The sequence below is a fragment of the Nonlabens sp. Asnod2-A12 genome, from assembly GCF_045063745.1.
Lineage (GTDB): Bacteria > Bacteroidota > Bacteroidia > Flavobacteriales > Flavobacteriaceae > Nonlabens > Nonlabens xylanidelens.
This window is the reverse complement of record NZ_JBEFOB010000003.1, coordinates 1,308,282-1,330,755: the sequence shown is the minus strand read 5'-3', so window position 1 is coordinate 1,330,755 and position 22,474 is coordinate 1,308,282. Positions and strand designations below refer to the sequence as shown.

Below are 22,474 nucleotides of genomic sequence, written 5' to 3'. Positions count from 1 at the left end.
ATGCTTAATATTTCTAAAAATAAACTTTCAGAACAGCTGGACTTAAATAACTTTAAGGCTGGTAGAAGAGTATTGAAGCGCAAGCATTTTAAATTCTTCAACAGATTTTTAGGTGGTTTTGCCATATTTGCCATCATATTAATGTTTTTTCCTTGGACTCAAAATGTGAGTAGTAATGGATTTATTACCACATTAACACCAGATCAAAGACCATTAACGCTGCAGTCTCCTATTGCAGGTCGTATTGTAGAGTGGTATGTAAAAGAAGGTGATAGAGTGGTAAAAGGGGATACCATTTTAAAAATAAGCGAGGTTAAAAGTGAATACTTTGACCCTAATCTAGTAGATCGTACAGGACAACAAATAGACGCAAAATCTGCTAGTGTAGAATCGTATCGTGAGAAAATAGCCGCGCTAGATAACCAGATAGTAGCTATAAGAAGAGAGCGCGAGTTAAAGTTAGATCAAGCAAAAAATAAGTTGATCCAGTCCCGACTTAAAATTATTCAAGACAGTACAGATCTAGAAGCAGCAAAAAACGACGAGCAAATTGCTCAAACACAATTAACTCGTACAGAGACGTTAGAAAAAGAAGGTTTCAAATCTCAGGCAGACGTAGAAGAGAAAAACCTAAAAGCTAGAACAACCCAATCTAAAACAATATCTCAGCAGCAAAAGTTATTGCAAAGTAGAAATTCATTAATTAATGCAGAGATAGAGCTTAACCGCATAAGACAAGAATATGCTGAGAAGATAGCAAAGGCGAGAAGTGATCAGTTCACAGCACAATCGAGTCAGTTAGATGTAGAAGCGCAGGTCAGTAAACTAGAGACAGATCGTACTAATTATCAAATCAGAAACGACTTGTACTTTGTTACCGCACCACAAGATGGTTTTATAAATAAAGCAATAAAAGGTGGTATAGGTGAGACTTTTAAGGATGGAGAGGCGCTTATCAATATCATGCCTACTAATTATGATCTGGCTGTAGAAACATTTATCGAGCCTATAGATTTACCACTTATGCACGTAGGAGAAGAAGTGCGTGTGCAATTTGACGGCTGGCCAGTGATTATATTTTCAGGATGGCCTAACGCATCTTATGGAACCTATGGTGCAAAAGTCGTTGCTGTAGAGACCTTTATAAGTAACAATGGTAAATACCGTGTGCTACTTGCTCCAGATGAGGAAGACCATGAGTGGCCAGATGCGTTGCGTCCAGGTTCTGGTGCGCGCACCATTGCCTTGTTAGAAGATGTGCCTATCTGGTATGAATTGTGGCGTAAACTCAACGGTTTTCCACCTAATTATTACACACCTCAAACTACTAAAAAAGATCAGAATGGGAAGAAATAAATCATTCTCTATTTGTTTTACGATAGTGTTATTAATGGTTTCCTTAAGTGTGATGGCGGCTCCGCTTTCGCGAAAGCGAGACCTACAACAACCTCCAGAAACTATATCTCTAGATACTACGGTAATGAGTCTTAGAGAGTTTTTAGGCTACGTAAAAAAGCACCACCCAGTTGTAAAACAAGCAAATCTAGTAATAGACGAAGGTCAGGCACAATTGTTAAAAGCTCGTGGTGGTTTTGACCCTAAAATAGAGGTAGATTATAATCGTAAAGATTTTAAAGGAACAGAATATTATGACGAGTTAAGCGGCGCATTTAAAATTCCGACATGGTACGGTGTAGAGTTTAAAGCCGGTGCAGAGCGTAATAAAGGGGAGTTTCTAGATCCATCACTTACTGTTCCAGAAGATGGGCTTTACAGTGCTGGTGTTAGTGTACAATTAGGTCAGGGATTATGGATTAATGACCGTATGGCAACTTTGAGAAAAGCAAAGTTATTTAAACAACAAACCCAGTCAGAAAAAGATTTACTAGTTAATGCTGTTATATATGACGCGACACAAGTTTACTTTGAATGGTGGCAAGCATCGCAAGAAATAGATCTATTTAATGGTATTTTAAAAAATGCCAAAACTAGATTAAGAGGTGTAAAACGCAGTGTAGAAACTGGAGATAAGGCCGTTATAGATTCTGTAGAAGCGCGCATTGCGGTTAAAAAAAGACTCTTGGGCTATGAGCAGGCAAAGATAGATTTTATAAAGAAAAGCCTAGAATTATCAAATTATCTATGGATAGATGACGTACCAGTAGAATTGCAAGAAAATGTGATTCCAGAAGAAGAACTTATTTCTCAAATAGATGCTGCACTAGAAATCATGGGACAGTCTCTAGATCTTTTTACGGTAGATAATCATCCTAAAATTCTAGCATTAAATCTTAAAATGGATCAGTTAGAGGTAGATAAAAAACTCAAAGCAAATAAATTGTTGCCTAAAATAGAAGCAAAATATGATGTTTTATCACCAGACTGGAATAACGCAAGCTCATATAAATTAAGTGATTATAAAGCTGGGGTGAAATTTTCTGTACCTTTATTTTTAAGGAAAGAACGTGGTGATTTAAAGCTAGCTCAAATTAAATTACAGGATGCAGAATATGATATTCTATCTTCTAGTCTAGCGATAGAGAATAAAATAAAAGGAATATTTAGTGAGATCGATTCTTATCTCGTGCAAAATGAAATCACACAAGAGATCGAGCAAGATTCTAGACTCATGCTCACTGCAGAGGAGCGTAAATTTGAATTAGGAGATAGCTCTCTATTTTTAATCAACTCTAGAGAGACTAAATTAATAGAAGCCAGTCTTAAAAGGCTAGAAGTAGGTATGAAATTATTGGGCTCAAAAGCTCGATTATTTAATAGCCTAGCTATAGTGCCAGAGAATTTATAACTAGCTGTTTAAACAGTTAGTTATTTCCTTGCGCTTTTTGTCTATGGTATTCTTTAGAACTCTCACTAGTCAGCTCGTTAAGTTTATTTAACTCTTCTTTAGTCAGGTCTCTATATGTACCATGCGCTACATCTAGAGGAATATTCATGATGCGCACACGTTTTAATTTAGTCACGCGATAGTCTAGATATTCACACATGCGACGTATCTGTCTGTTAAGTCCTTGTGTGAGAATTATTTTAAAAGTCTTGCGACCTATTTGTTCCACTTCACATTCTTTAGTAACCGTATCGAGAATAGGTATTCCAGATGCCATTTTTCTAATAAAATCCTCATTAATTGTACGGTCTACGGTAACTATGTATTCCTTACCATGGTTGTTACGAGAGCGCAATATCTTGTTCACGATATCGCCGTCATTAGTAAGTAAAATTAATCCTTCACTCATTTTATCCAGTCTACCGATAGGAAAAATACGCGTAGGGTAGTTGATAAAATCTATAATATTGTCTTTTTCAACACGTGTGTCTGTAGTACACACAATACCTACAGGCTTGTTAAAAGCTATGTAAACAGGCTTTTCTTTCTTCTTAGAGATAGATTCTCCATCTACAGCAACAGCATCATTGGGCATTACTTTAGTCCCCATTTCTGGTACTTTACCATTAATAGTTACACGTTCTTGCTCGATTAATTTATCTGCAGCGCGACGAGAGCAAAACCCTTGCTCACTTAAGTATTTATTAATACGTATTCCTGTAGTTTCTGACATGTTGCAAAGGTAGGATTTTGTACCATATTTTACATTCTACTTTTTACACTTTAAGGATTATATATAATTGATAAATCCTTGATCATTAATATACCCATGTAACAAAATAAGTATCGCGACTACTTATAGTTAAACGCTATCATTATGGAAACGAACCAAAACAACAATCCAAATCAACAACAACAACAACAACAACAACAACAACAACAACAACAATATGGGCAACCTTCTGGTTCACAGCAATACCAGCAGCATTATTATAATTACATGCCTACAGATAATTTAAGCACCTTTGCGACTTTACACCTCGTAAAAGGTATCTTAACCATACTATTTTCATTATTCTTTCTATTATATATGTTTATAGGTACTGCAATGACGTTTGCACCTATGCAAGGCGATGTAGATATGCCTTTTCATCCAGGTAATATATTCGTTATTATAGGTGGGATAGGGTTTTTAATAACAGTGACTATTGGGATCTTGACACTCCTCGCAGGTAAATACATTAAGGAAAGACGCAATTACAACTTCATTTTTGCGATAGCTATCATTAACTGTATCACAGGAGTTTTGGGTATTGTCTTAGGTATTTTTACCATATTAGATTTGAATAAACCTCATGTACAAGCTCAGTTTCAACCTGGTTATGATCCCTTAAATCCGTTAGGTAATATTCAGTAATATTTGTGTTTCGCTTTCGCGAAAGCGGAATCTACATCCATCTTTAATTAATTACCTATTTCTTTAATCAATTTGAGAGATGATAGCAGTACCTTTGCAATTAGAAATTAAATAGATAATGACTTTAGAACAATTCCTTACTGACATCTTATTCAAAGACCTAGACTACAAAGTTACTGAAGATGGCGTGCACGTTTTTCCATCAGAATCCTTCAGAGAGGTGATAGAAAGAAGTATGAAAAATGGTGTAGGAATGTACAAAGTACTCGTTTGGAAAAATGATGAGGTGGAGCAAGTTCTTACACACGATCAGTTTCTTAAAAAAGCAACTGATTTAAGATGGGCAAAAACGGCTTATTTTAAATATGCTCGAGAAGATGCAAACTATCACTTTAGTGGAGAGTTTAAAGTGTCTGAGAAATTATTACAACGTGCGGCTTTGTTTGTTCCCAAAGTGAAGAAAAAAGACGAAGAAGAGGAGTAATCTTCTTAATTATAGCATTCAAAAACCAGCCGTTAGGCTGGTTTTTTTTGTTCTTATTTTTATAGAAGACTACTTCACAATATCTCTCAATATTTTAATATGATGATGCGTGTGTATTCCCATAAATTTAATCGTGTCTTCTAGGTTTAACCATCCAAAAAGAGGATGTCTAAAAGTCTTGTTACTAGGTAAAGTATTAAGGTTTTTTATAGCCTTTTCAGCTTTATCGAGTTCTATTAATAGTTCTTCTTTAGTCTTGATATTTTGCGGTAAGGTTTGTTTAGGTGCGCGGCCTTTACCTCTAGGTATGTAACCAGTTTTCATTATGATGAATTTGGTAAAAGAAAATTTAGGTTGATAATCTCCAGGATTAGAGTGTTCTAATACCTCGCATATGGAATTTAATATTTGTAAACTATGATCTATGTGCCAGTAAGTTCCTTTTTTAGAAACTTTATTATTTTCTATATCTCCTTTGTTTATAAAGGGTTTAATTTCAGTTAATTGATTGTATAATTGATCTGACATAATGGAGTGGAGCATTTAAATTAATATACGTTAAGTATCATTACTTCCCGATTTTGGAATAGAATAGTACCTCCCTTTTTTTTACTTTTTAATGCCTGTCCTATAGGTGAAGATAGAGATATTGCAAAGCAATCTATATGATTAACCACTAGTTTTCCCATTCCGGCGCCTATGTAAAAATAACCAGACGGAAGTACAACAAGGGCTCCTGGTTCTATAAAGGAGCATTCTTTATCAGGATCGATGCGCAGGAGTTGATCTAGGATAATAGATGTTTCTGCTCGTTGTCTTTTATAGAGTTCTTCTTCATTTTGAATCATCGCTCTTCCTGTCTCATATTTATCACCAGCGCTACTTTTAGTTTCATTGCGCTTTGCATCCATCAAAGAATCTAGATTTTTTTTTATAATAGATAATCGTTCACCTACAGTTTCTAGACAGTAAGTGTTGATAGCTTTTTTAAATTCAGGAAAATCGATAGTACTCATATAAAAGTAAATATAGAATAAAAAAAGTCTCGTTTTAAACGAGACTTTTAAAATAAGAATAGTGTGTAATTAATTACTGCGTATAAATAAATCAATAATATGCACCACACCATTAATAGCTGTAATGTCTGTAGTAGTAACATTTGCTGTGTTCATTGTGCCGTCTGTGATCACCGTACCAGCACTTATATCTACAGTAAAAGATGTGCTAGGTCTTAAAGTGTTAACTCTTAAACCAGTACTAAGATCTCCAGAACGTAAACGGTCATTACCTACTACGTGGTATGATAAATCTTCGTCTATGTCTGTCTGACCTGTTATGTCTGCAATAGAATCAAACTCGTCTGTAGTGTTTAAGTCTACCAGTGCCTGAAATGCAGCATCGTTAGGTGCAACAATGGTATAAGGATCCATTAAAGTACCATCCGTATTAGAAAGGTCAGTTTCCAATCCATTTGTTTGTAAAGCTGCAGTCAGTTCACTGAATTCTGGATTTGCAGCAATTAAAGAAAAGACAGTCGGTAATTCTATCACAGTATCTACTATGTGTACGACGCCATTATCTGCGTCGTTATCTGCATCTATAATAGTTACATTACCGTTTAATAGAATAGAAGTACCTGTTTCAATAAATAAATCTAGAAATTCTATCTCGTCATCTTTACCTAGTGTTTTTATATAATCGGTAGTCATTACATCGGTAGTAACCTCGGTCGTTAATGTATGATATTGAAGTATATCCCTTAAGTCTGCCACAGGAATATCATCTATACTAGCGATACCGTTTGCGGTCAGGTAATTAGTAAAAGCAGTATTGTTAGGAGCAAATAAAGTATAAGTAACTGAAGAATTAAAGGTAGTATTTAAACCTGTTCTTATAAGTGCAGCGTTTAACATGCTTAGATCTGCATTGTTTTCTGTCTGATTGAGTATCGAGTTAACGCCAGGTATTCTATTACCACCATCATCTGCATCTTCACAAGCGGTAAATAATAAAGCTACAGTAGCAAAAATAGCTATGGTGTATTTCTTAAAAGTATTCATTATTTTCAATATTCTTTTTCAGCTTGCAAAATAACGAAATCAAAGCATTTATATTGCTAGTTACAAGTGGAAACTCTCGTTATTTTTGATAGAGAAAGTACTTGTAGCGATAAGAAAAATCTAACACGTTAAAAACTCTTATAGTTGACTCTTATTGTATTTTTGCACCATGGCAAAAGTAGTAGTAGGACTTTCTGGTGGCGTAGACTCAAGTGTAGCGGCACATTTATTAAAAGAACAAGGTCATGAGGTGATAGGTCTCTTCATGAAAAACTGGCATGATGACACCGTTACTATAAGTGATGAGTGCCCGTGGTTAGAAGATTCTAACGACGCAATGCTGGTTGCAGATAAACTAGGTATCCCTTTTCAAACAGTAGATTTAAGTGAGCAATATAAAGAGCGCATAGTAGATTACATGTTTGACGAGTATGCGAGTGGGCGCACGCCTAATCCAGATGTGTTGTGTAATCGCGAGATTAAGTTTGATGTGTTTATGGATATAGCACTAGAACTTGGGGCAGATTTTGTTGCAACAGGACATTATTGCCAGAAAACAACTACCGTAGAAAACGGTAAAGAAATACATCACTTAATAGGTGGAGCAGACGCAAATAAAGATCAAAGCTATTTTCTTTGTCAGGTGTCTCAAAAACAACTAGCTAAAACTCTTTTTCCAATAGGTCATCTTCAAAAACCTGAGGTAAGAGAAATTGCTGCTGCGCAAGATTTAATTACTGCAGGAAAGAAAGATTCTCAAGGATTGTGCTTTATAGGTAAAGTGAGATTACCAGATTTTTTACAACAGAAGTTGCAAGCAAAAGCTGGTGACATCGTAGAAATAGATGCACAAACCAGTCGCGATAAAATGCTAGAAATAGATGCTACAATAGATTCTAGCGAGGGGAATGAATTGGTTACGCTTTCGCGAAAGCGTAAATATCAACCTACAGACGGAAAAAAAGTAGGAGTACATCAAGGTGCTCATTATTTTACTCGTGGACAGCGCAAAGGACTAGCCGTAGGTGGTACACCAGAGCCTCTTTTTGTTATAGAGACAGATGTAAATACCAATACTATTTATGTAGGTCAGGGAAAACAACACCCAGGTTTGTACCGTCGTGGATTATTTGTAACAGCTGCAGAGACGCACTGGATAAGAGAAGATCTAGAAATAGCAGTAGGTGAGACTCTAGATGTTATGGCGCGCATACGATACAGACAGACTCTAGAGCCGGCAACTTTGCACCGCACAGAAGATGGTCTTTATGTCATTTTTAATGACGAGCAAAGTGCGATCTCTCCAGGTCAGTTTGTAGCATGGTATCAAGATAATGACTGTTTAGGTTCTGGGGTAATAGCTTAGTATCACGCAAATTGTGATAGAATAAGTGTAAATTTACTTCTATGAAAAAAATAATATTTATTCTTTTTGCATTTATTTCTATTGCTACAAATGCACAAGATTTTCATGCATTGGTTTATTTTGTAGATAAACCTAATGTGGCGACGTCGTTAGCAAATCCGCAGAGTATACTGACTCAAAGATCTATAGATCGTAAAATGAGACATAACATCGCGATAGATGATCGTGATGTGCCTATGAATCAAATATATGTAGCACAAATAAAAAGTCAGCCAGGTATAAGTTATAAAGCCCAGTCTAAGTGGTTTAACTGTGTGCATGTAGTAGGTACTACGACAGCTATCGATGCACTGGCCAGTTTGCCTTTTGTTTCTAGTATAGATTATACAGACCCTACAAAAAGTACGTCTGTAAGCAATCATGATAAGTATGCAAACATGGTTACCACACCTCTGGTTTATGGTACAGCTAGAAATCAGATAGAAATGATAGGCCTAGATGATTTGCACAATACAGGTAACGCCGGTGCAGGAATGTTAATAGCAGTGACAGACTCTGGTTTTCCTAACGTAGACATAAATACAGGTTTTGCACAATTGCGCAACAATAATGGTATTAAAGGAACTTGGGATTTTGTACAACGAGATAATTCTATTTATGAAGATAACTTTCATGGCTCTAGAGTACTGAGTGTAATGGCAGGAAATGATCCTAATAATTTTGAAGGTACCGCACCAGACGCTGGTTATTACTTATTCCGTACAGAAGAAGGAGCACAAGAAACACCAGCAGAGATGTCCTACTGGGTGCAGGCTGCAGAGCGTGCCGATTCTCTAGGAGTAGATGTTATTAATGTTTCTTTGGGCTATTTAGGCTTTGATAACACGGCAGAAAGTCTCGATTACCAAGACATGAATGGTGTCACTTCTTTTATATCTCAAGGGACTAATGTTGCTTTTGAAAAAGGGATAATAGTAGTGACCAGTGCAGGTAATTCTGGTAACAGCACCACGCATCCTTATGTTGCCTCTCCTGCAGACGCTTTAGGAGCATTTGCCATAGGGTCTGTAACAGACACAAGAGCAAAATCTAGTTTCTCAAGCATAGGACCTACCGTAGACGGTCGCATACGTCCTGATATTGCAGCTCAAGGTAGCGCGACTGCTAGTATAGATGAGTCTGGTAATCTTGTGACAACTAGTGGTACATCTTTCAGTGCACCCATGATAAGCGGCGCGATGGCATGTCTCATGCAAGCATTTCCTAATCTCACACCGCAACAAATAATAGATGCCGTGCGTGCTAGTAGTGACCAGTCCATGTTGCCAGATAATTTATTAGGTTATGGAATTCCTGATTTTGGTGCAGCACAACAGACTTTAAGTTCTGCTAATTTTAACACACAAGATTTTAATTATTACGTAAAAGATAAAACTCTGTTTTTTAATACTGCTCAAGGCGAAAACGTAACCTCTTTCCAGCTCTATAACTTGCAAGGGCAGCAGGTCATTAAAAAAGCGACAACACAAGATGGTTTTATAGATCTTAACCAAGTCTCTAGTGGATTGTATCTTTTTACTATAGATCAAAGTGATGTTACTTATAAAGTGGTGATTAGGTAATTGAATTAGTATTATTTAATGTGTTTTATTCATATTGAAGCCTTTTCTAAATTAAATATTAAGCTCTTAGCAAAGGGAAGACTGTAACTATTTAATCTTCCTTAAATTTGTAGCACAATCAAATTCAAGTAGCAAAATCTATGTCTCAAAACGCAATTACTCAGCTTTTCAAAATTAAATACCCTATTATTCAAGGTGGTATGATATGGGCAAGCGGTCATAAACTAGTCACTGCGGTAAGTAATGCTGGTGGATTAGGATTAATAGGTGCTGGTTCTATGTATCCAGAAGTATTGAGAGAGCATATTCAAAAAACAAAAGCAGGGACAGATAAGCCTTTTGGGGTAAATGTTCCACTTCTTTATACAGATTTAGAGGAAATTCTTCAAATAATAATAGAAGAAAAAGTACCTATAGTTTTTACAAGTGCAGGAAACCCTAAGACCTACACAAAGCGTTTAAAAGATGCTGGAATAACCGTAGTTCATGTAGTAAGCTCTGTAAAATTTGCATTGAAATCTCAAGAAGCTGGTGTGGACGCCGTGGTTGCCGAAGGTTTTGAAGCTGGTGGACATAATGGTAGAGAAGAGTCTACCACTTTGACTCTTATACCGCAAGTAGCACAAGCTATTGATATTCCATTAATTGCTGCAGGTGGTATAGCCACTGGTCGTGGTATGCTAGCAGCCATGACTCTAGGGGCAGATGGTGTACAAGTAGGTAGTAGATTTGTTGCAACACATGAGGCGAGTAGTCATATCAATTTTAAAAATGCGGTGGTAGAGGCAGGTGAAGGAGCAACTCACTTAACCTTAAAAGAACTAGCACCAGTACGCTTAATACGTAACAAATTTTGGAACGATGTTCAAGAACTTTACAAAAAAGCGCCCACTCCAGAAGATTTAAAAGAGCTTTTAGGTAGAGCGAGAGCAAAAAAAGGAATGTTTGAAGGAGATTTAATTGAAGGAGAATTAGAAATAGGGCAAGTCTCTGGATTAATAAACGATATTATTCCTGCTGCACAAGTGGTGGTGGATATGGTTACAGAATTTGAAGAAGCTAGAAAAGAATTATCTAACCTTTCTTTAAATGGCTAGAATTCAAACAGCAATAGAAGAAAAGTGGAATGTAATTACTCATGGTTTTGGTTTTCTTTTATTCATAGCGATTACCATAGGCTTAATTTATGAGGCTAACTGGTCAGTAGATTACATGCTGCCAGCTATTCTTGTATATGTGTTATCTCAATTGTTTTTATATTTCTCTTCTACAGTTTATCATAAAGTAGAGCCTAGTAAATTAAAGTTTAAACTGAGAAAATTAGATCATATCTCTATATATGGTTCTATTGCTGGTACCTACACACCAGTATGCCTTATTACTTTAGAACAATCTAGCGGCTGGTTTATACTTGCTGCGGTTTGGGGAATTGCTGTATTTGGAATTATTTGGAAACTTTTCTTTACAGGTAAATTTGAGGCTTTTTCTAGCATTCTTTATCTAGTAATGGGCTGGATGATTGTCTTTGATTTGCAAACTCTAAGTGATGCTTTTACAGATTTACAAATGAATCTTCTAATTGCTGGTGGTGTTTTCTTTACCGTAGGAATCATTTTTTATGCGTGGAATAAGCTTTATTTTAATCATGTCATCTGGCATGTTTTTGTTTTAGGAGGTAGTCTTAGTCATGCCGCCATGGTATGGAGTATAGTACAAGGTAGATAATCAGTACTTTGAGTTTCTTATTTATTTTCTTCATTGATTATTTATGTTAAAGTACTACTAAGACACATTATCTTAACGTCTTCTTATATAATTTTGAAGTCTCAATAGAAAGACGTGAAATACAGTACGCTGTTATTATTCTTATTTGCTAGTTTTCTTAATCTAGCCTCAACTGGTGATTCCTCATCATATGATGGTTTATTGAGTAATCTCGTTACTATACAACAAGAAGATCACGATTCTAAAGAAAAGATAGACGCTTATGAAGAAGTAGGTGAAGAAGAAGAGGTTAGTGAGAAAGATTCTACAGATACCGTTTCTAGCTTATTTCATTCCACCTCGAGTAATATTATTGCCGAAGTAAACTCTTTCAAAAAAGAAAATTTCACTACTAGAGAAGGTGTTTATTTAGTTTCTCAACAGAATTTGTATCTCATTTACGAAGATATCAGAGTCTAGGTTTTATCCATTAATTACAGGTTTCACCTTTTAGAGGTGTTTTATAGACAGTCCTTTGCTGTCTCTATCTGTGATTCCGAAACTCAGTTTAATTTATTCTATTAATCAGTAGGTTATGAAAGTTTTTTGCTTTCTATACACTGCTATGTCTTGAATTAAACTCACTCAATTTATCTATCAATTAATACATCATTCCGTTGAAAAAAATCATTCCTTTTATAGTAATGGCCTTACTTGTTGTGAGTTGCCAGCACAAAGAAGAAAAACATAAATCCATCCCTACTCTAAGAGTAACAAATCTAATTTTAAAAGATACTACCATAACTAGAAAGTATGTGAGTCAAATCCATGCGATGCGTCATATCGAGTTAAGAGCCTTAGAACGAGGTTATCTTCAAAAAATATATGTCGATGAAGGACAGAAAGTAGAAAAAGGGCAGACCATGTTTGCTATAAATGCAAATGTCTACAAAGCCGAACTTCAAAAATCAAAGTCTGAAGCAAGAGCTGCAGAAATAGAATATGATAACACAAAAATGTTATCTGATAAAAATGTAGTTTCTAAAAATGAACTAGCACTCGCCGAAGCTAGACTAGCAAAAGCAAATGCGGAAGTTCGTATGGCGCAAACACATTTAAATTTCACCACTATTCACGCTCCTTTTACTGGGATTATGGATCATCTAGAAGCAAGAGAAGGTAGCCTACTTGAAGAAGGTGAATTGCTTACTAAAATATCTGACAATAGTAAGATGTGGGTATACTTTAATGTTCCTGAGTCTGAATATATTAATTATGTAACGGATACTACGACACACGCTTCTAGTGTTCAATTACAAATGGCAAATTCGGCTATTTTTAACCATAAAGGAAAAGTAGAAACTATAGAAGGTGAGTTTAATCACGAGACTGGTAACATCGAGTTTAGAGCTACATTTCCTAATCCAGAAAGTCTTTTAAGACATGGACAGACTGGGAACATATTGATGAATATACCGTTCAAGAATGCTAAAATAATTCCTCAAAAAGCAACATTCGAGATTCTTGATAAAAAGTACGTTTTCGTCGTGAACGATAAAGAAGAAGTAGAACAACGTCAGATAAGCATCTTAGAAGAATTACCTTATCTGTATATCGTTAAAGACGGTATAGATAGCAACGACCGCATATTAATTGATGGATTAAGAAAAGTGCGTAATGGGCAAAAAATCAATGCAGACTTCATAGAACCAAAAACAGTACTAGCAGACTTAAAGCTAGTAGCTGAATAATAGGTTTCAAAAAATAATAAGATGTTTAAAAATTTTATAAAAAGACCAGTACTGGCCATAGTAGTCTCGTTGATTATTATGATCATAGGTGGATTATCGATTAAGAGCCTTCCTATTTCGCAATTTCCAGAAATAGCCCCACCACGTGTACTTATTACTGTAGCCTATCCAGGTTCTAGTGCTGAGGTACTTACTAATACGACACTTATACCGCTAGAAAGAGCCATAAATGGTGTACAAGGAATGAAATATATCGTGTCTGACGCAACTAGTGCAGGAGAGGCTACTATTCAAATAATTTTTGAATTAGGTGAAGATCCTAACGTAGCGGTGGTTAACGTTAAGAACCGTGTAGATCAGGTTATCAATAAATTACCACCACTAGTACAACTAGAAGGTGTAGTAGTTTCTAGGGTACAACCTAGTATGTTGATGTACGTAAATCTCTTCAGTAAAAACAAAAATGACGATGAAAAGTTTTTGTACAACTATGCAAATGCAAATGTGATTCCTGAAATAAAAAGGGTAAACGGTATTTCTAGTGCAAAGATTCTAGGTAGTCGACAGTATGCGATGCGTTTATGGTTAAAACCAGATCGCATGCGAGCATATAATGTTTCTACAGAAGAGATCATGGAAGCCATTAATGAACAAAGTGTTATCGGTAGACCAGGGCGATTAGGTCGTAGTTCTGGTCAGGAAGCACAATCATTAGAATATGTACTAGTTTACAAAGGAAGATATAACAAGCCAGAAGAATATGAAGATATAATTATAAAAGCAAGTCCTGATGGTGAGATATTAAGACTGAAAGATCTTGCACGAGTAGAATTAGGAAGTGAATTCTTTGATATTTATTCTAATAAAGATGGATATCCATCTGCGGCGATAGTTTTAAAGCAATCATATGGTAGTAATGCCAGTGACGTTATCGAGCAGATTAAAGAAAAAATGGAAACAATGAAACAGGACTTTCCTGCTGGTATGGAATATGAGGTCAGTTATGATGTTTCTAATTTCTTAGACGCTTCTATTGAAAAAGTAATACACACATTAGGAGAGGCTTTCATCTTAGTATCTCTAGTTGTATTTCTATTTTTAGGCGACTGGCGCTCTACATTAATACCAGTTCTTGCAGTTCCTATATCATTGATAGGAGCATTTTTTGTAATGCAAATGTTTGGTTTAACAATTAACTTAATCACATTGTTTGCGTTAGTTCTTGCTATAGGAATTGTGGTTGATGATGCCATAGTGGTAGTAGAGGCAGTGCATGCAAAAATGGAAGAAGTACCTGGTATTTCTCCATATAAAGCTGCGCAGCAAGTTCTAGGTGAGATAGGTGGTGCAATTGTAGCCATTACTTTGCTTATGGTAGCTGTATTTGTGCCGGTAGCATTTATGAGTGGTCCTGTAGGTGTGTTTTATAGACAGTTTGCTATTACTATGGCTTCGGCAATTACTTTATCTGCAGTGGTTGCACTTACTTTAACACCAGTGTTGTGTGCAATGATTTTGAAAAATAACCATGGTAAGAAAAAACGTAAAACACCTATCACTTATTTAATAGATGGTTTCAATAATCAATTTGAAAAACTAACCGGTCGATATACGAATGTCTTAGAGAAAATAGTCTCTAGACGTTTATTAACTATTGTAGTCTTAGGAGCTTTTATTGCCGCTACATTCTTTGTTAATAAAACACTTCCTGCAGGATTTATACCTAATGAAGATCAAGGGATGATTTATGCTATTGTGCAAACACCACCAGGGTCTACACTAGAAGAAACTAATAAAGTTTCTAGACAGTTACAAGCCATAGCCGAAGAGATAGATGGAATCAAATCTGTTTCATCCCTTGCAGGTTATGAGATCTTAACTGAAGGACGTGGCTCTAATGCTGGTACTTGTTTGATCAATTTAAAAGACTGGTCAGATAGAGAGCATTCTGTACACGAGATTATTGAACAGCTAGAAGAGGAAACTGAAAAGATGGGTGCGGTCATTGAGTTTTTTGAGCCGCCTGCAGTACCAGGTTATGGAGCAGCTGGCGGTCTAGCCTTACGTTTAATAGATCAAAACAATGAAACAGATTACCAAGAGTTTGATAAAATCAATCAAGATTTTATGGATGCACTAGGTAATAGAGAAGAGTTGAGTGGTCTATTTACCTTTTATGCAGCAAATTATCCACAGTATGAATTAGAGATAGATAACGCTCTTGCTATGCAAAAAGGAGTTTCTATAGGTGTTGCAATGGAAAACTTAAACATTCTAATAGGTAGTACCTATGAACAAGGTTTTACAAGATTCAATAACTTTTTCAAAGTATATACTCAGGCTGGTCCGGAATACAGAAGATATCCTAGCGATATACTGGATTATTATGTAAAGAATGATGTAGGTGAAATGGTACCTTATTCTGCCTTTATGAAATTGAATAAAAAGCAAGGACCTAATGAAGTTACTAGGTATAACCTATACAACTCTGCAGCGATAAGAGGTAACCCTGCAAAAGGTTTTACTACAGATGATGCGATAAAAGCCGTTCAAGAAGTAGCAAAAGAAACCCTGCCTAGAGGTTATGACATCGCATGGGAAGGACTTTCTTTTGACGAGGCTAGAAGAGGTAATGAAGCGATTATCATTTTTGGTATCGTGTTGATATTTGTTTATTTCGTACTTGCTGCACAGTATGAGAGTTTTATACTGCCACTAGCAGTAATTCTATCCTTACCAGTAGGTATTTTTGGTTCTTTCTTTTTATTGAAAATTCTAGGTTTGGCAAACGATATATACGCACAAGTAGGTCTGGTCATGCTGGTAGGACTATTGGGTAAAAATGCCGTCTTAATTATAGAATATGCTGTACAGAAACGTAATCAAGGCATGTCCATAAGAGAGGCAGCTATAGAAGGAGCAAAGGTTCGTTTCCGTCCTATTTTAATGACATCGTTTGCTTTTATCGCAGGACTTATACCTCTAGTAATAGCTAGTGGAGCAGGTGCTGTAGGTAACCGTACCATAGGAACATCTGCCATGGGTGGTATGTTATTCGGTACCGTATTCGGTGTTCTAGTAATTCCTGGACTGTATTACATTTTTGCAACTATAGCAGATAAACGTTCTATGATTAAGGACGAAGATTTTGAACCATTAACGGAAGAGTATAACTACAACGATCAGAAAAATGAAGACTAATTCAATAATAAAAGCCCTAGTCGCTGTACTGATTGTACTATTAGCGCACTCTTGTGCATTACCTAAAGTGACTCAAAAAGATCCTAATAAGAATCTACCGACAACATATCAAAATGAAGTCACAGATTCTGTAAACTCTGCAAAGGCAGACTGGAAAACCTTCTTTGAAGACCCTGCTTTAACAAACCTTATTGATGAGGCTGTTGTGAATAATAAAGAAGTAAACATCATGCTCCAAAAGATCATGATGTCTCAAAATGAGATTCAGACTAGAAAAGGAGAGTACCTACCATTTGTAAACCTAGGCGCAGGAGCTGAGGTAGAAAAAGTGGGTCGATACACTCGCAATGGTGCCGTAGAAGAAAATTTAAACATAAGAGATGGAAAAGCATTTCCAGATCCATTAGGTGATTTTAAATTAGGAGCTACTGCATCATGGGAACTAGATATTTGGAAAAAACTTAGAAATGCAAAAAAAGCTGCTGTTCTAGAATATCTAGCCACTACAGAAGGTAAAAACCTACTGGTAACTAATCTTGTTTCTGAAGTGGCACGCTCTTATTATGAACTCGTTGCACTTGATAATGAATTACAAAATTTGAATCAGAATATCGAAATTCAGGAAAATGCACTAGAAGTGGTTAAACTTTTAAAAGAAGGTGCACGTACCACATCACTAGCAGTAAAACGTTTTCAGGCAGAGGTGCAAAAGAACAAAAGTGAAGTATATCTCGTAAAACAAGAAATACGTGAGACAGAAAATGAAATCAATTTTTTACTAGGTCGCACACCGCAACCTATCGTTAGAAATGCGACAGATTTTATAGACCTAGTTCCTAAAATTGTACAAACTGGTGTACCATCACAACTGTTGCAAAACAGACCAGATGTACGTCAGGCAGAATTAGAACTAGCCGCAAGTCGTTTAAACATTAAAGTTGCTAAGGCAGATTTCTATCCATCTATAGGTATCAAAGCTGGTGTAGGTTTTAACGCATTTAACCCTAAGTTTTTATTAAACACACCAGAGTCTTTCTTATACAGCGCGGCTGCAGATATTATGGCGCCGTTAGTGAATAGAAATGCTATTAAAGCAGCGTACAAAAATGCAAATGCCAGACAGATACAGGCCGCATTTGAGTATGAGCAGCAACTTTTAAATGCTTATAAAGAAGTTGCAAATCAAGTTTCTAATCTGGATTATCTCGTTAAAAGTTATAATTTAAAAGAGCAACAAGTACAGTCATTAACAGAATCCATAGAGATAGCAAACCAACTATTTCAATATGCGAGGGCAGATTATATGGAGGTGCTTTTAACGCAGCGTGATGCATTAGAGGCTCGCAAGGAGTTGATTCATACTAAAAAAGAGCAAATGATAGCAACTGTAGATCTCTATAAAGCACTAGGTGGTGGCTGGCGTTAAATTATGAGTAAGATTATTTGATTGGAGTGATTAGAAATGGGTAATGTGGATGGCGTTACCCATTTCTTTTTTAGGTAGAAATAGCTTTTTTATAATTCCGCTTTCGCGAAAGCGAGACAAAAACAATCTATCGGTAATTTGCTCCGTCGACACTTAACGGTCATTCGTCGACACTAAAATGGGTATTGATCTAACTTTATTCAAAAAATGTATAATTTATGATCATATTTGGCGATACTCTAAAATAGAACTGTTGGAAAATATAAAGCTTAAAATTCTTCTTATTGAAGATGATGCTATAGAAGTAATGAAATTAAAACGAGCAATAAAGAAACTTGAGTTGAGTCATGAACTTATAGAAGCAAAGAATGGAGAAGAAGCACTTGTTATATTGAGAGATGATAAAGTGATTCCAGATGTGATTTTTCTAGATCTCAATATGCCTAAGATAAATGGGCTTGAATTTTTAAGAATACTTAGAAAGGATGATGTATTAAAATACATACCTACAGTGATGTTAACTACTTCTAATAATCGTAAAGATGTACTTGCATGTTATGAAACAGGTGTTGCAGGTTATATAATAAAACCACTAAAATATGACGATTACGTAAAGAAAATTGAGGTAGCTTTACAGTACTGGAGTATGAATGAATTAATTAAGGCATAATGAAAGGAATAGTTTTTACAGAATTTTTAGAATTAGTAGAAGAGAAATTTGGCTTTGAAATGGTAGATACCATACTTAGTAATGCCGATTTGCCTTCTAACGGCGTATACACAGCTGTAGGAACTTATAGTTTTTCAGAGATGTTAAGTCTGTTGACCAATTTGAATAAAGAAACAGGAGTACCGATAAACGACTTGCTTTTTGTTTATGGAGAACATTTTTTTAGTGTAGTAGAAAAGAGTTATCCTACCTTTTTAGAAGAATTTACTGACCCAATAGAAATGCTATCTTCTATAGAAAATCATATACATGTAGAGGTGCGCAAGATATACCCTGATGCAGAACTGCCTACTTTTACCGTGGTAGAAAAAACTGAAAATACACTAGTGATGATTTATAAATCGAGTAGAGCGATGTCTTCATTCGGTAAAGGACTTATGAATAAAACTCTAGAGCATTTTAATGCTAAAGCGAGTATATTAGTAGAGAACATTAAAGATAATGGTACAGAGGTAAAATTCAGTATTGAAATTCATGGCAGAGGATAAACTTAAAATGTATGAACGAGCCATCGCTCGTGAAAAAGCTGCTCGTAAAGAAGCAGAGCGCATTCTAGAAGAAAAATCTAGAGAGCTTTATTTTAAATCCAAAGAATTAGAAGTTTCTAATAAAAAATTAGAAGAACTAGTAGAAGCAAAAACTTCAGAACTTAAAGGGGTTTTTGAAAATATAGTGGACGCTTATGTAGTAATGGACATTCCTGGTAATGTTCTTAAAATGAATGAAGCTGCAGAAAAACTATTAGGTTACACTGTTGATGATAAAATAAATTTATTAAACCTTGTCATTCCTGAAGAACATGAAAGACTAGCAGAAAGCTTTCAACAACTTTATAAAAATGGCTCTATAACAGATTTTAATATTAAAATCTCTATAGCAAATGGTGCTATACGTCTCGTACATGTTAATGCTAGTATGATCTATGATAGCGATAATAGACCTATTGCCGCACAAGGAATAGTTAGAGATATTACAGAGTTAAGAAGTCTAGAATTACAAAAACAAAGTCTTCTTAAAAAACTAGAAAAGAGTAATGATGAGCTGCAAGAATATGCACATGTGGTATCTCATGATTTAAAGTCACCATTGCGCAGTATAAATGCATTGATAAGTTGGATTAAAGATGATAATGAAGGAAAGCTGTCTCCAGACACGTTAACTAACTTTGACATGATAGAGGCTACTCTAGAAAAAATGGAGCAACTTATATCAGATGTGTTAGAATACTCGAGTATTGTGGGAGATACTAGTTCACTTACTAATGTAGATTTAAACATTGTCATGGACGACATAATTACCTTGCTACACTTTCCTGAGCATATACATTGTACGGTTGTAAAACCACTTCCCAAGATTAAAGTAGATCGAGTTAAAATCCAGCAATTGTTTCAAAACTTGATAAGCAACGCTGTTAATTATAGCGATAAAAGTAAAGGTCTTATAGAAATAGACTTTGAAGAAGGAGACAAAGAATACACTTTTTCTGTTAAAGATAATGGTATGGGTATCGATAAAGAATACCATCAAAAGATTTTTCAGATTTTCCAATCTCTCAATAAAAGAGAAGAGTCTACCGGTATAGGATTATCAATTGTAAAGAAAATTGTTGATTTATATAATGGACGTATCTGGTTAGAAAGCACTTTAGGTAAAGGCACAACTTTCTTTTTTACCATAGAAAAATAAAATTATGAAGACACTACAGTTACAGAAGGCTAAAGGGAAAGATTGGGAATACCTGAGTGAGAAAATAAAGCTTAAAAAGCCACTAGTTCTTATTTTAGGAAATAGATTTATGCTAGAGGATCAAGACATTTATAATGAATTAAAATCTTTATTTCCTGATGGACATTTAGTTTTCGGTTCTTCTTGTGGAGAGCTGGTAGGTAGTAAAGTGAATGATCAACACATTACGGTAACAGCTATTGAATTTGAACGCACAACATTTGAGGTTCAAACTTTTAATATACAAGAAAGTAAAGGTGATAGTGAGATTGCAGGAAAGGAAGTAGTAAGTAAACTTAATCCAGAAGGGCTTAAACACATATTTGTAATATCAGAAGGTAGTTCTGTAAATGGATCTGCTCTTACAAAAGGGATGCAAGAAACCTTACCCAAGGTTTTAATTACTGGTGGGCTTTGTGGTGACGACGCTCGTTTTGAAAAAACACTTGCTTCTTATAACGAGGCACCTAAAGAAGGAGAGATTATTGTCATCGGTTTTTATGGAGATAGTTTTGAGGCTTCTTTTTCTATTTATGGAGGCTGGACACCATTTGGCCCAGAGAGATTAGTCACAAAATCAGAAGGAAATGTGCTTTATGAAATAGATGGAAAACCAGCACTAGATCTATACAAAACCTACCTAGGTGAGAAGGCAAAAGATTTACCAGCGTCTGCACTTATATATCCATTAAACGTAAAAAGTGAAGAGAATGAACAGTCATTTGTCCGTACCATTCTCAATATAGACGAAGAAAAAAACGCCATGATTCTAGCAGGAGATGTACCTATTAATTCTTCTGTACAGTTAATGATGACTAATATGGATAGTATAGCCGCAGCGTCAGAAACTGCAGCCATAAGAGCCATGGAAGGAAGAAATGAATCTCCACAGTTAGCATTTCTAATAAGTTGTATAGGTCGTAAACTAGTTCTAGATCAAAGAATAGAAGAAGAAATAGAAGAAGTACGTGGTATAATAGGAGAAGATGTGGTAGTAAGTGGTATGTATTCTTATGGAGAAATAGCACCCTTTTATGGAGAACGCAGCTGTAAACTACACAACCAGACCATGACTATAACTTTAATAAGTGAATAAATGAATCCACTGTTAAATAGACAAATACGTAAGTACCTTCCAGACGATGTTAAGGATAGGGAAGATGTTCGGGACTTTTTAAAATCTGTAGCAGCTTCTTATGAAAATCTAGATGACCAGTTTAAAATGACTCAAAGAGCTATGAAAATAAGTTCTGACGAGTTGTTTGAAGCTAATAAATCCCTAAGGGAGGAAACACGACAACAGCGTAGTTTACTCTTAAGGTTGCAGACCGTAATTAATACGGTACAACCAGAAAGTAGTGATGGTGATAAGGAGAGTTATTCTATAAATGGAAGTAAAAACATTGCAGAATATATAAGCGAGCAGGCAGAGCAGTTGATTAAAGTCAATAAAAATCAAGAGAAATTACTGGAAGAACTAGCACTTCAAAATCAAGAGTTAAACGATTATGCACACATAGTATCACATGATCTTAAATCCCCATTAAGAAGTATAGAAGCACTAGTAAGCTGGCTTAAAGAAGAATATAGTTCTAATTTTACAGATGAAGGTAGAGGATATTGTGCGCTTATAGTGGCAAACGTTGAAAAAATGGATGCTCTTATTTCTGGTATTCTAGAATACTCTTCTATAGATAAAGATACTCGAGTAGAGCGAGATATAAACCTAGACTTATTAGTTCAAGAAACGGTAGAATTACTACATATACCAGAACATATAAAGGTGAAAATACACCATTTACCTATTGTAAAAGGAGATCAAATTAAATTACAACAGGTATTCCAGAATCTTATTGATAATGCAGTAAGTAATATGGATAAGGAAAATGGGCGCATAGATATTATTTCTAGAGAATTAGATACAAAATACCAGTTTGAGATTAAGGATAACGGTAAAGGAATAAATGCGGCATACTTTGATAAAATTTTTCAAATTTTTCAAAAGCTAGAAAATGATTCAAAAAGCACCGGTATAGGACTCTCCATCGTAAAGAAAATTATTAACTACTATGACGGTGAAATATGGCTGGATAGCGAGATAGGAAAAGGGACGTCGTTTTTCTTCACATTACCTAAATCATAA

At 35.5% G+C, this 22,474-nt stretch carries 21 protein-coding genes; 17 read left to right on the top strand and 4 right to left on the bottom strand.

Annotated elements, in window-relative coordinates:
- Nucleotides 1-1,356, top strand: coding sequence for an HlyD family secretion protein (locus tag ACJJVJ_RS06095; protein ID WP_104515498.1), 1,356 nt, complete (start codon nt 1-3; stop codon nt 1,354-1,356).
- Nucleotides 1,343-2,806 carry a TolC family protein gene (locus tag ACJJVJ_RS06090; protein WP_104515497.1) on the top strand — a complete coding sequence of 488 codons (1,464 nt, stop codon included), beginning with the start codon at nt 1,343-1,345 and terminating at the stop codon, nt 2,804-2,806. Before ACJJVJ_RS06095 ends, ACJJVJ_RS06090 begins: the two co-directional genes overlap by 14 nt.
- Before the next feature lie 16 nt (nt 2,807-2,822).
- Here ACJJVJ_RS06090 and rluF read toward each other — a convergent pair whose 3' ends face one another.
- A complete protein-coding gene (rluF, locus tag ACJJVJ_RS06085; protein WP_104515496.1) occupies nt 2,823-3,578 on the bottom strand; it encodes a 23S rRNA pseudouridine(2604) synthase RluF in 756 nt (251 codons plus the stop codon).
- Between the two features lie 144 nt (nt 3,579-3,722).
- Between rluF and ACJJVJ_RS06080 the strand changes: the two genes are divergently transcribed.
- A complete protein-coding gene (locus ACJJVJ_RS06080) occupies nt 3,723-4,262 on the top strand; it encodes a hypothetical protein (RefSeq protein ID WP_405369537.1) in 540 nt (179 codons plus the stop codon).
- A 118-nt stretch (nt 4,263-4,380) separates the two neighbouring features.
- Nucleotides 4,381-4,746 carry a hypothetical protein gene (locus ACJJVJ_RS06075; RefSeq protein WP_104515494.1) on the top strand — a complete coding sequence of 122 codons (366 nt, stop codon included), beginning with the start codon at nt 4,381-4,383 and terminating at the stop codon, nt 4,744-4,746.
- Nucleotides 4,747-4,815: 69 nt separating this feature from the next.
- On the opposite strand, the gene ACJJVJ_RS06070 is transcribed toward ACJJVJ_RS06075, so the two are convergent.
- The 3 genes from ACJJVJ_RS06070 to ACJJVJ_RS06060 form a co-directional block, all read right to left on the bottom strand.
- Nucleotides 4,816-5,289: a hypothetical protein gene (locus ACJJVJ_RS06070; RefSeq protein ID WP_405369536.1), complete on the bottom strand. Its 474-nt coding sequence runs from the start codon at nt 5,287-5,289 to the stop codon at nt 4,816-4,818.
- Between the two features lie 5 nt (nt 5,290-5,294).
- Nucleotides 5,295-5,762 (bottom strand): transcription elongation factor, encoded by a 468-nt coding sequence (locus tag ACJJVJ_RS06065; protein ID WP_405369535.1) that lies wholly within the window; start codon nt 5,760-5,762, stop codon nt 5,295-5,297.
- Between the two features lie 69 nt (nt 5,763-5,831).
- A complete protein-coding gene (locus tag ACJJVJ_RS06060; protein WP_405369534.1) occupies nt 5,832-6,806 on the bottom strand; it encodes a fasciclin domain-containing protein in 975 nt (324 codons plus the stop codon).
- Nucleotides 6,807-6,975: 169 nt separating this feature from the next.
- Between ACJJVJ_RS06060 and mnmA the strand changes: the two genes are divergently transcribed.
- The 13 genes from mnmA (at nt 6,976) to ACJJVJ_RS05995 (ending at nt 22,474) form a co-directional block, all read left to right on the top strand.
- Complete coding sequence (gene mnmA, locus ACJJVJ_RS06055) at nt 6,976-8,172, top strand: tRNA 2-thiouridine(34) synthase MnmA (RefSeq protein WP_405369533.1); 1,197 nt, start codon at nt 6,976-6,978, stop codon at nt 8,170-8,172.
- Nucleotides 8,173-8,213: 41 nt separating this feature from the next.
- Nucleotides 8,214-9,794 carry a S8 family serine peptidase gene (locus ACJJVJ_RS06050; RefSeq protein ID WP_405369532.1) on the top strand — a complete coding sequence of 527 codons (1,581 nt, stop codon included), beginning with the start codon at nt 8,214-8,216 and terminating at the stop codon, nt 9,792-9,794.
- A gap of 140 nt (nt 9,795-9,934) precedes the next feature.
- Nucleotides 9,935-10,891, top strand: a complete 957-nt coding sequence (locus tag ACJJVJ_RS06045; protein ID WP_405369531.1) for an NAD(P)H-dependent flavin oxidoreductase — start codon at nt 9,935-9,937, stop codon at nt 10,889-10,891.
- Nucleotides 10,884-11,519, top strand: coding sequence for a hemolysin III family protein (locus ACJJVJ_RS06040; RefSeq protein ID WP_405369530.1), 636 nt, complete (start codon nt 10,884-10,886; stop codon nt 11,517-11,519). Before ACJJVJ_RS06045 ends, ACJJVJ_RS06040 begins: the two co-directional genes overlap by 8 nt.
- A gap of 114 nt (nt 11,520-11,633) precedes the next feature.
- Nucleotides 11,634-11,978, top strand: coding sequence for a hypothetical protein (locus ACJJVJ_RS06035; RefSeq protein WP_104515485.1), 345 nt, complete (start codon nt 11,634-11,636; stop codon nt 11,976-11,978).
- Nucleotides 11,979-12,175: 197 nt separating this feature from the next.
- Nucleotides 12,176-13,249, top strand: coding sequence for an efflux RND transporter periplasmic adaptor subunit (locus ACJJVJ_RS06030; protein WP_405369529.1), 1,074 nt, complete (start codon nt 12,176-12,178; stop codon nt 13,247-13,249).
- A gap of 21 nt (nt 13,250-13,270) precedes the next feature.
- Nucleotides 13,271-16,450, top strand: coding sequence for an efflux RND transporter permease subunit (locus tag ACJJVJ_RS06025; RefSeq protein ID WP_405369528.1), 3,180 nt, complete (start codon nt 13,271-13,273; stop codon nt 16,448-16,450).
- On the top strand, nt 16,440-17,876 hold the full coding sequence (locus ACJJVJ_RS06020; RefSeq protein ID WP_405369527.1) for a TolC family protein: 1,437 nt from the start codon (nt 16,440-16,442) through the stop codon (nt 17,874-17,876). Before ACJJVJ_RS06025 ends, ACJJVJ_RS06020 begins: the two co-directional genes overlap by 11 nt.
- Nucleotides 17,877-18,129: 253 nt before the next feature.
- Nucleotides 18,130-18,546: a response regulator gene (locus ACJJVJ_RS06015; RefSeq protein WP_104515617.1), complete on the top strand. Its 417-nt coding sequence runs from the start codon at nt 18,130-18,132 to the stop codon at nt 18,544-18,546.
- Nucleotides 18,546-19,094 carry a heme NO-binding domain-containing protein gene (locus tag ACJJVJ_RS06010; protein WP_405369526.1) on the top strand — a complete coding sequence of 183 codons (549 nt, stop codon included), beginning with the start codon at nt 18,546-18,548 and terminating at the stop codon, nt 19,092-19,094. Before ACJJVJ_RS06015 ends, ACJJVJ_RS06010 begins: the two co-directional genes overlap by 1 nt.
- The gene (locus ACJJVJ_RS06005) at nt 19,081-20,292 is read left to right on the top strand and encodes an ATP-binding protein (protein ID WP_405369525.1); all 1,212 of its coding nucleotides are present in this window, start codon (nt 19,081-19,083) and stop codon (nt 20,290-20,292) included. Before ACJJVJ_RS06010 ends, ACJJVJ_RS06005 begins: the two co-directional genes overlap by 14 nt.
- A gap of 4 nt (nt 20,293-20,296) precedes the next feature.
- Nucleotides 20,297-21,427, top strand: coding sequence for an FIST signal transduction protein (locus tag ACJJVJ_RS06000; protein WP_405369524.1), 1,131 nt, complete (start codon nt 20,297-20,299; stop codon nt 21,425-21,427).
- On the top strand, nt 21,428-22,474 hold the full coding sequence (locus tag ACJJVJ_RS05995) for an ATP-binding protein (RefSeq protein WP_405369523.1): 1,047 nt from the start codon (nt 21,428-21,430) through the stop codon (nt 22,472-22,474).

Excerpts from the sequence above, each read along its gene's own strand:
- ACJJVJ_RS06095 (WP_104515498.1), top strand. The coding sequence starts at position 1 with ATGCTTAATATTTCTAAAAATAAACTTTCAGAACAGCTGGACTTAAAT.
- ACJJVJ_RS06070 (WP_405369536.1), bottom strand. The coding sequence starts at position 5,289 with ATGCTCCACTCCATTATGTCAGATCAATTATACAATCAATTAACTGAA.
- ACJJVJ_RS06045 (WP_405369531.1), top strand. The coding sequence starts at position 9,935 with ATGTCTCAAAACGCAATTACTCAGCTTTTCAAAATTAAATACCCTATT.
- ACJJVJ_RS06010 (WP_405369526.1), top strand. The coding sequence starts at position 18,546 with ATGAAAGGAATAGTTTTTACAGAATTTTTAGAATTAGTAGAAGAGAAA.
- ACJJVJ_RS06050 (WP_405369532.1), top strand. The coding sequence starts at position 8,214 with ATGAAAAAAATAATATTTATTCTTTTTGCATTTATTTCTATTGCTACA.
- ACJJVJ_RS06090 (WP_104515497.1), top strand. The coding sequence starts at position 1,343 with ATGGGAAGAAATAAATCATTCTCTATTTGTTTTACGATAGTGTTATTA.
- mnmA (WP_405369533.1), top strand. The coding sequence starts at position 6,976 with ATGGCAAAAGTAGTAGTAGGACTTTCTGGTGGCGTAGACTCAAGTGTA.
- ACJJVJ_RS06005 (WP_405369525.1), top strand. The coding sequence starts at position 19,081 with ATGGCAGAGGATAAACTTAAAATGTATGAACGAGCCATCGCTCGTGAA.
- ACJJVJ_RS06025 (WP_405369528.1), top strand. The coding sequence starts at position 13,271 with ATGTTTAAAAATTTTATAAAAAGACCAGTACTGGCCATAGTAGTCTCG.
- ACJJVJ_RS06075 (WP_104515494.1), top strand. The coding sequence starts at position 4,381 with ATGACTTTAGAACAATTCCTTACTGACATCTTATTCAAAGACCTAGAC.
- ACJJVJ_RS06080 (WP_405369537.1), top strand. The coding sequence starts at position 3,723 with ATGGAAACGAACCAAAACAACAATCCAAATCAACAACAACAACAACAA.
- ACJJVJ_RS05995 (WP_405369523.1), top strand. The coding sequence starts at position 21,428 with ATGAATCCACTGTTAAATAGACAAATACGTAAGTACCTTCCAGACGAT.
- ACJJVJ_RS06040 (WP_405369530.1), top strand. The coding sequence starts at position 10,884 with ATGGCTAGAATTCAAACAGCAATAGAAGAAAAGTGGAATGTAATTACT.
- ACJJVJ_RS06020 (WP_405369527.1), top strand. The coding sequence starts at position 16,440 with ATGAAGACTAATTCAATAATAAAAGCCCTAGTCGCTGTACTGATTGTA.
- rluF (WP_104515496.1), bottom strand. The coding sequence starts at position 3,578 with ATGTCAGAAACTACAGGAATACGTATTAATAAATACTTAAGTGAGCAA.
- ACJJVJ_RS06060 (WP_405369534.1), bottom strand. The coding sequence starts at position 6,806 with ATGAATACTTTTAAGAAATACACCATAGCTATTTTTGCTACTGTAGCT.
- ACJJVJ_RS06000 (WP_405369524.1), top strand. The coding sequence starts at position 20,297 with ATGAAGACACTACAGTTACAGAAGGCTAAAGGGAAAGATTGGGAATAC.
- ACJJVJ_RS06065 (WP_405369535.1), bottom strand. The coding sequence starts at position 5,762 with ATGAGTACTATCGATTTTCCTGAATTTAAAAAAGCTATCAACACTTAC.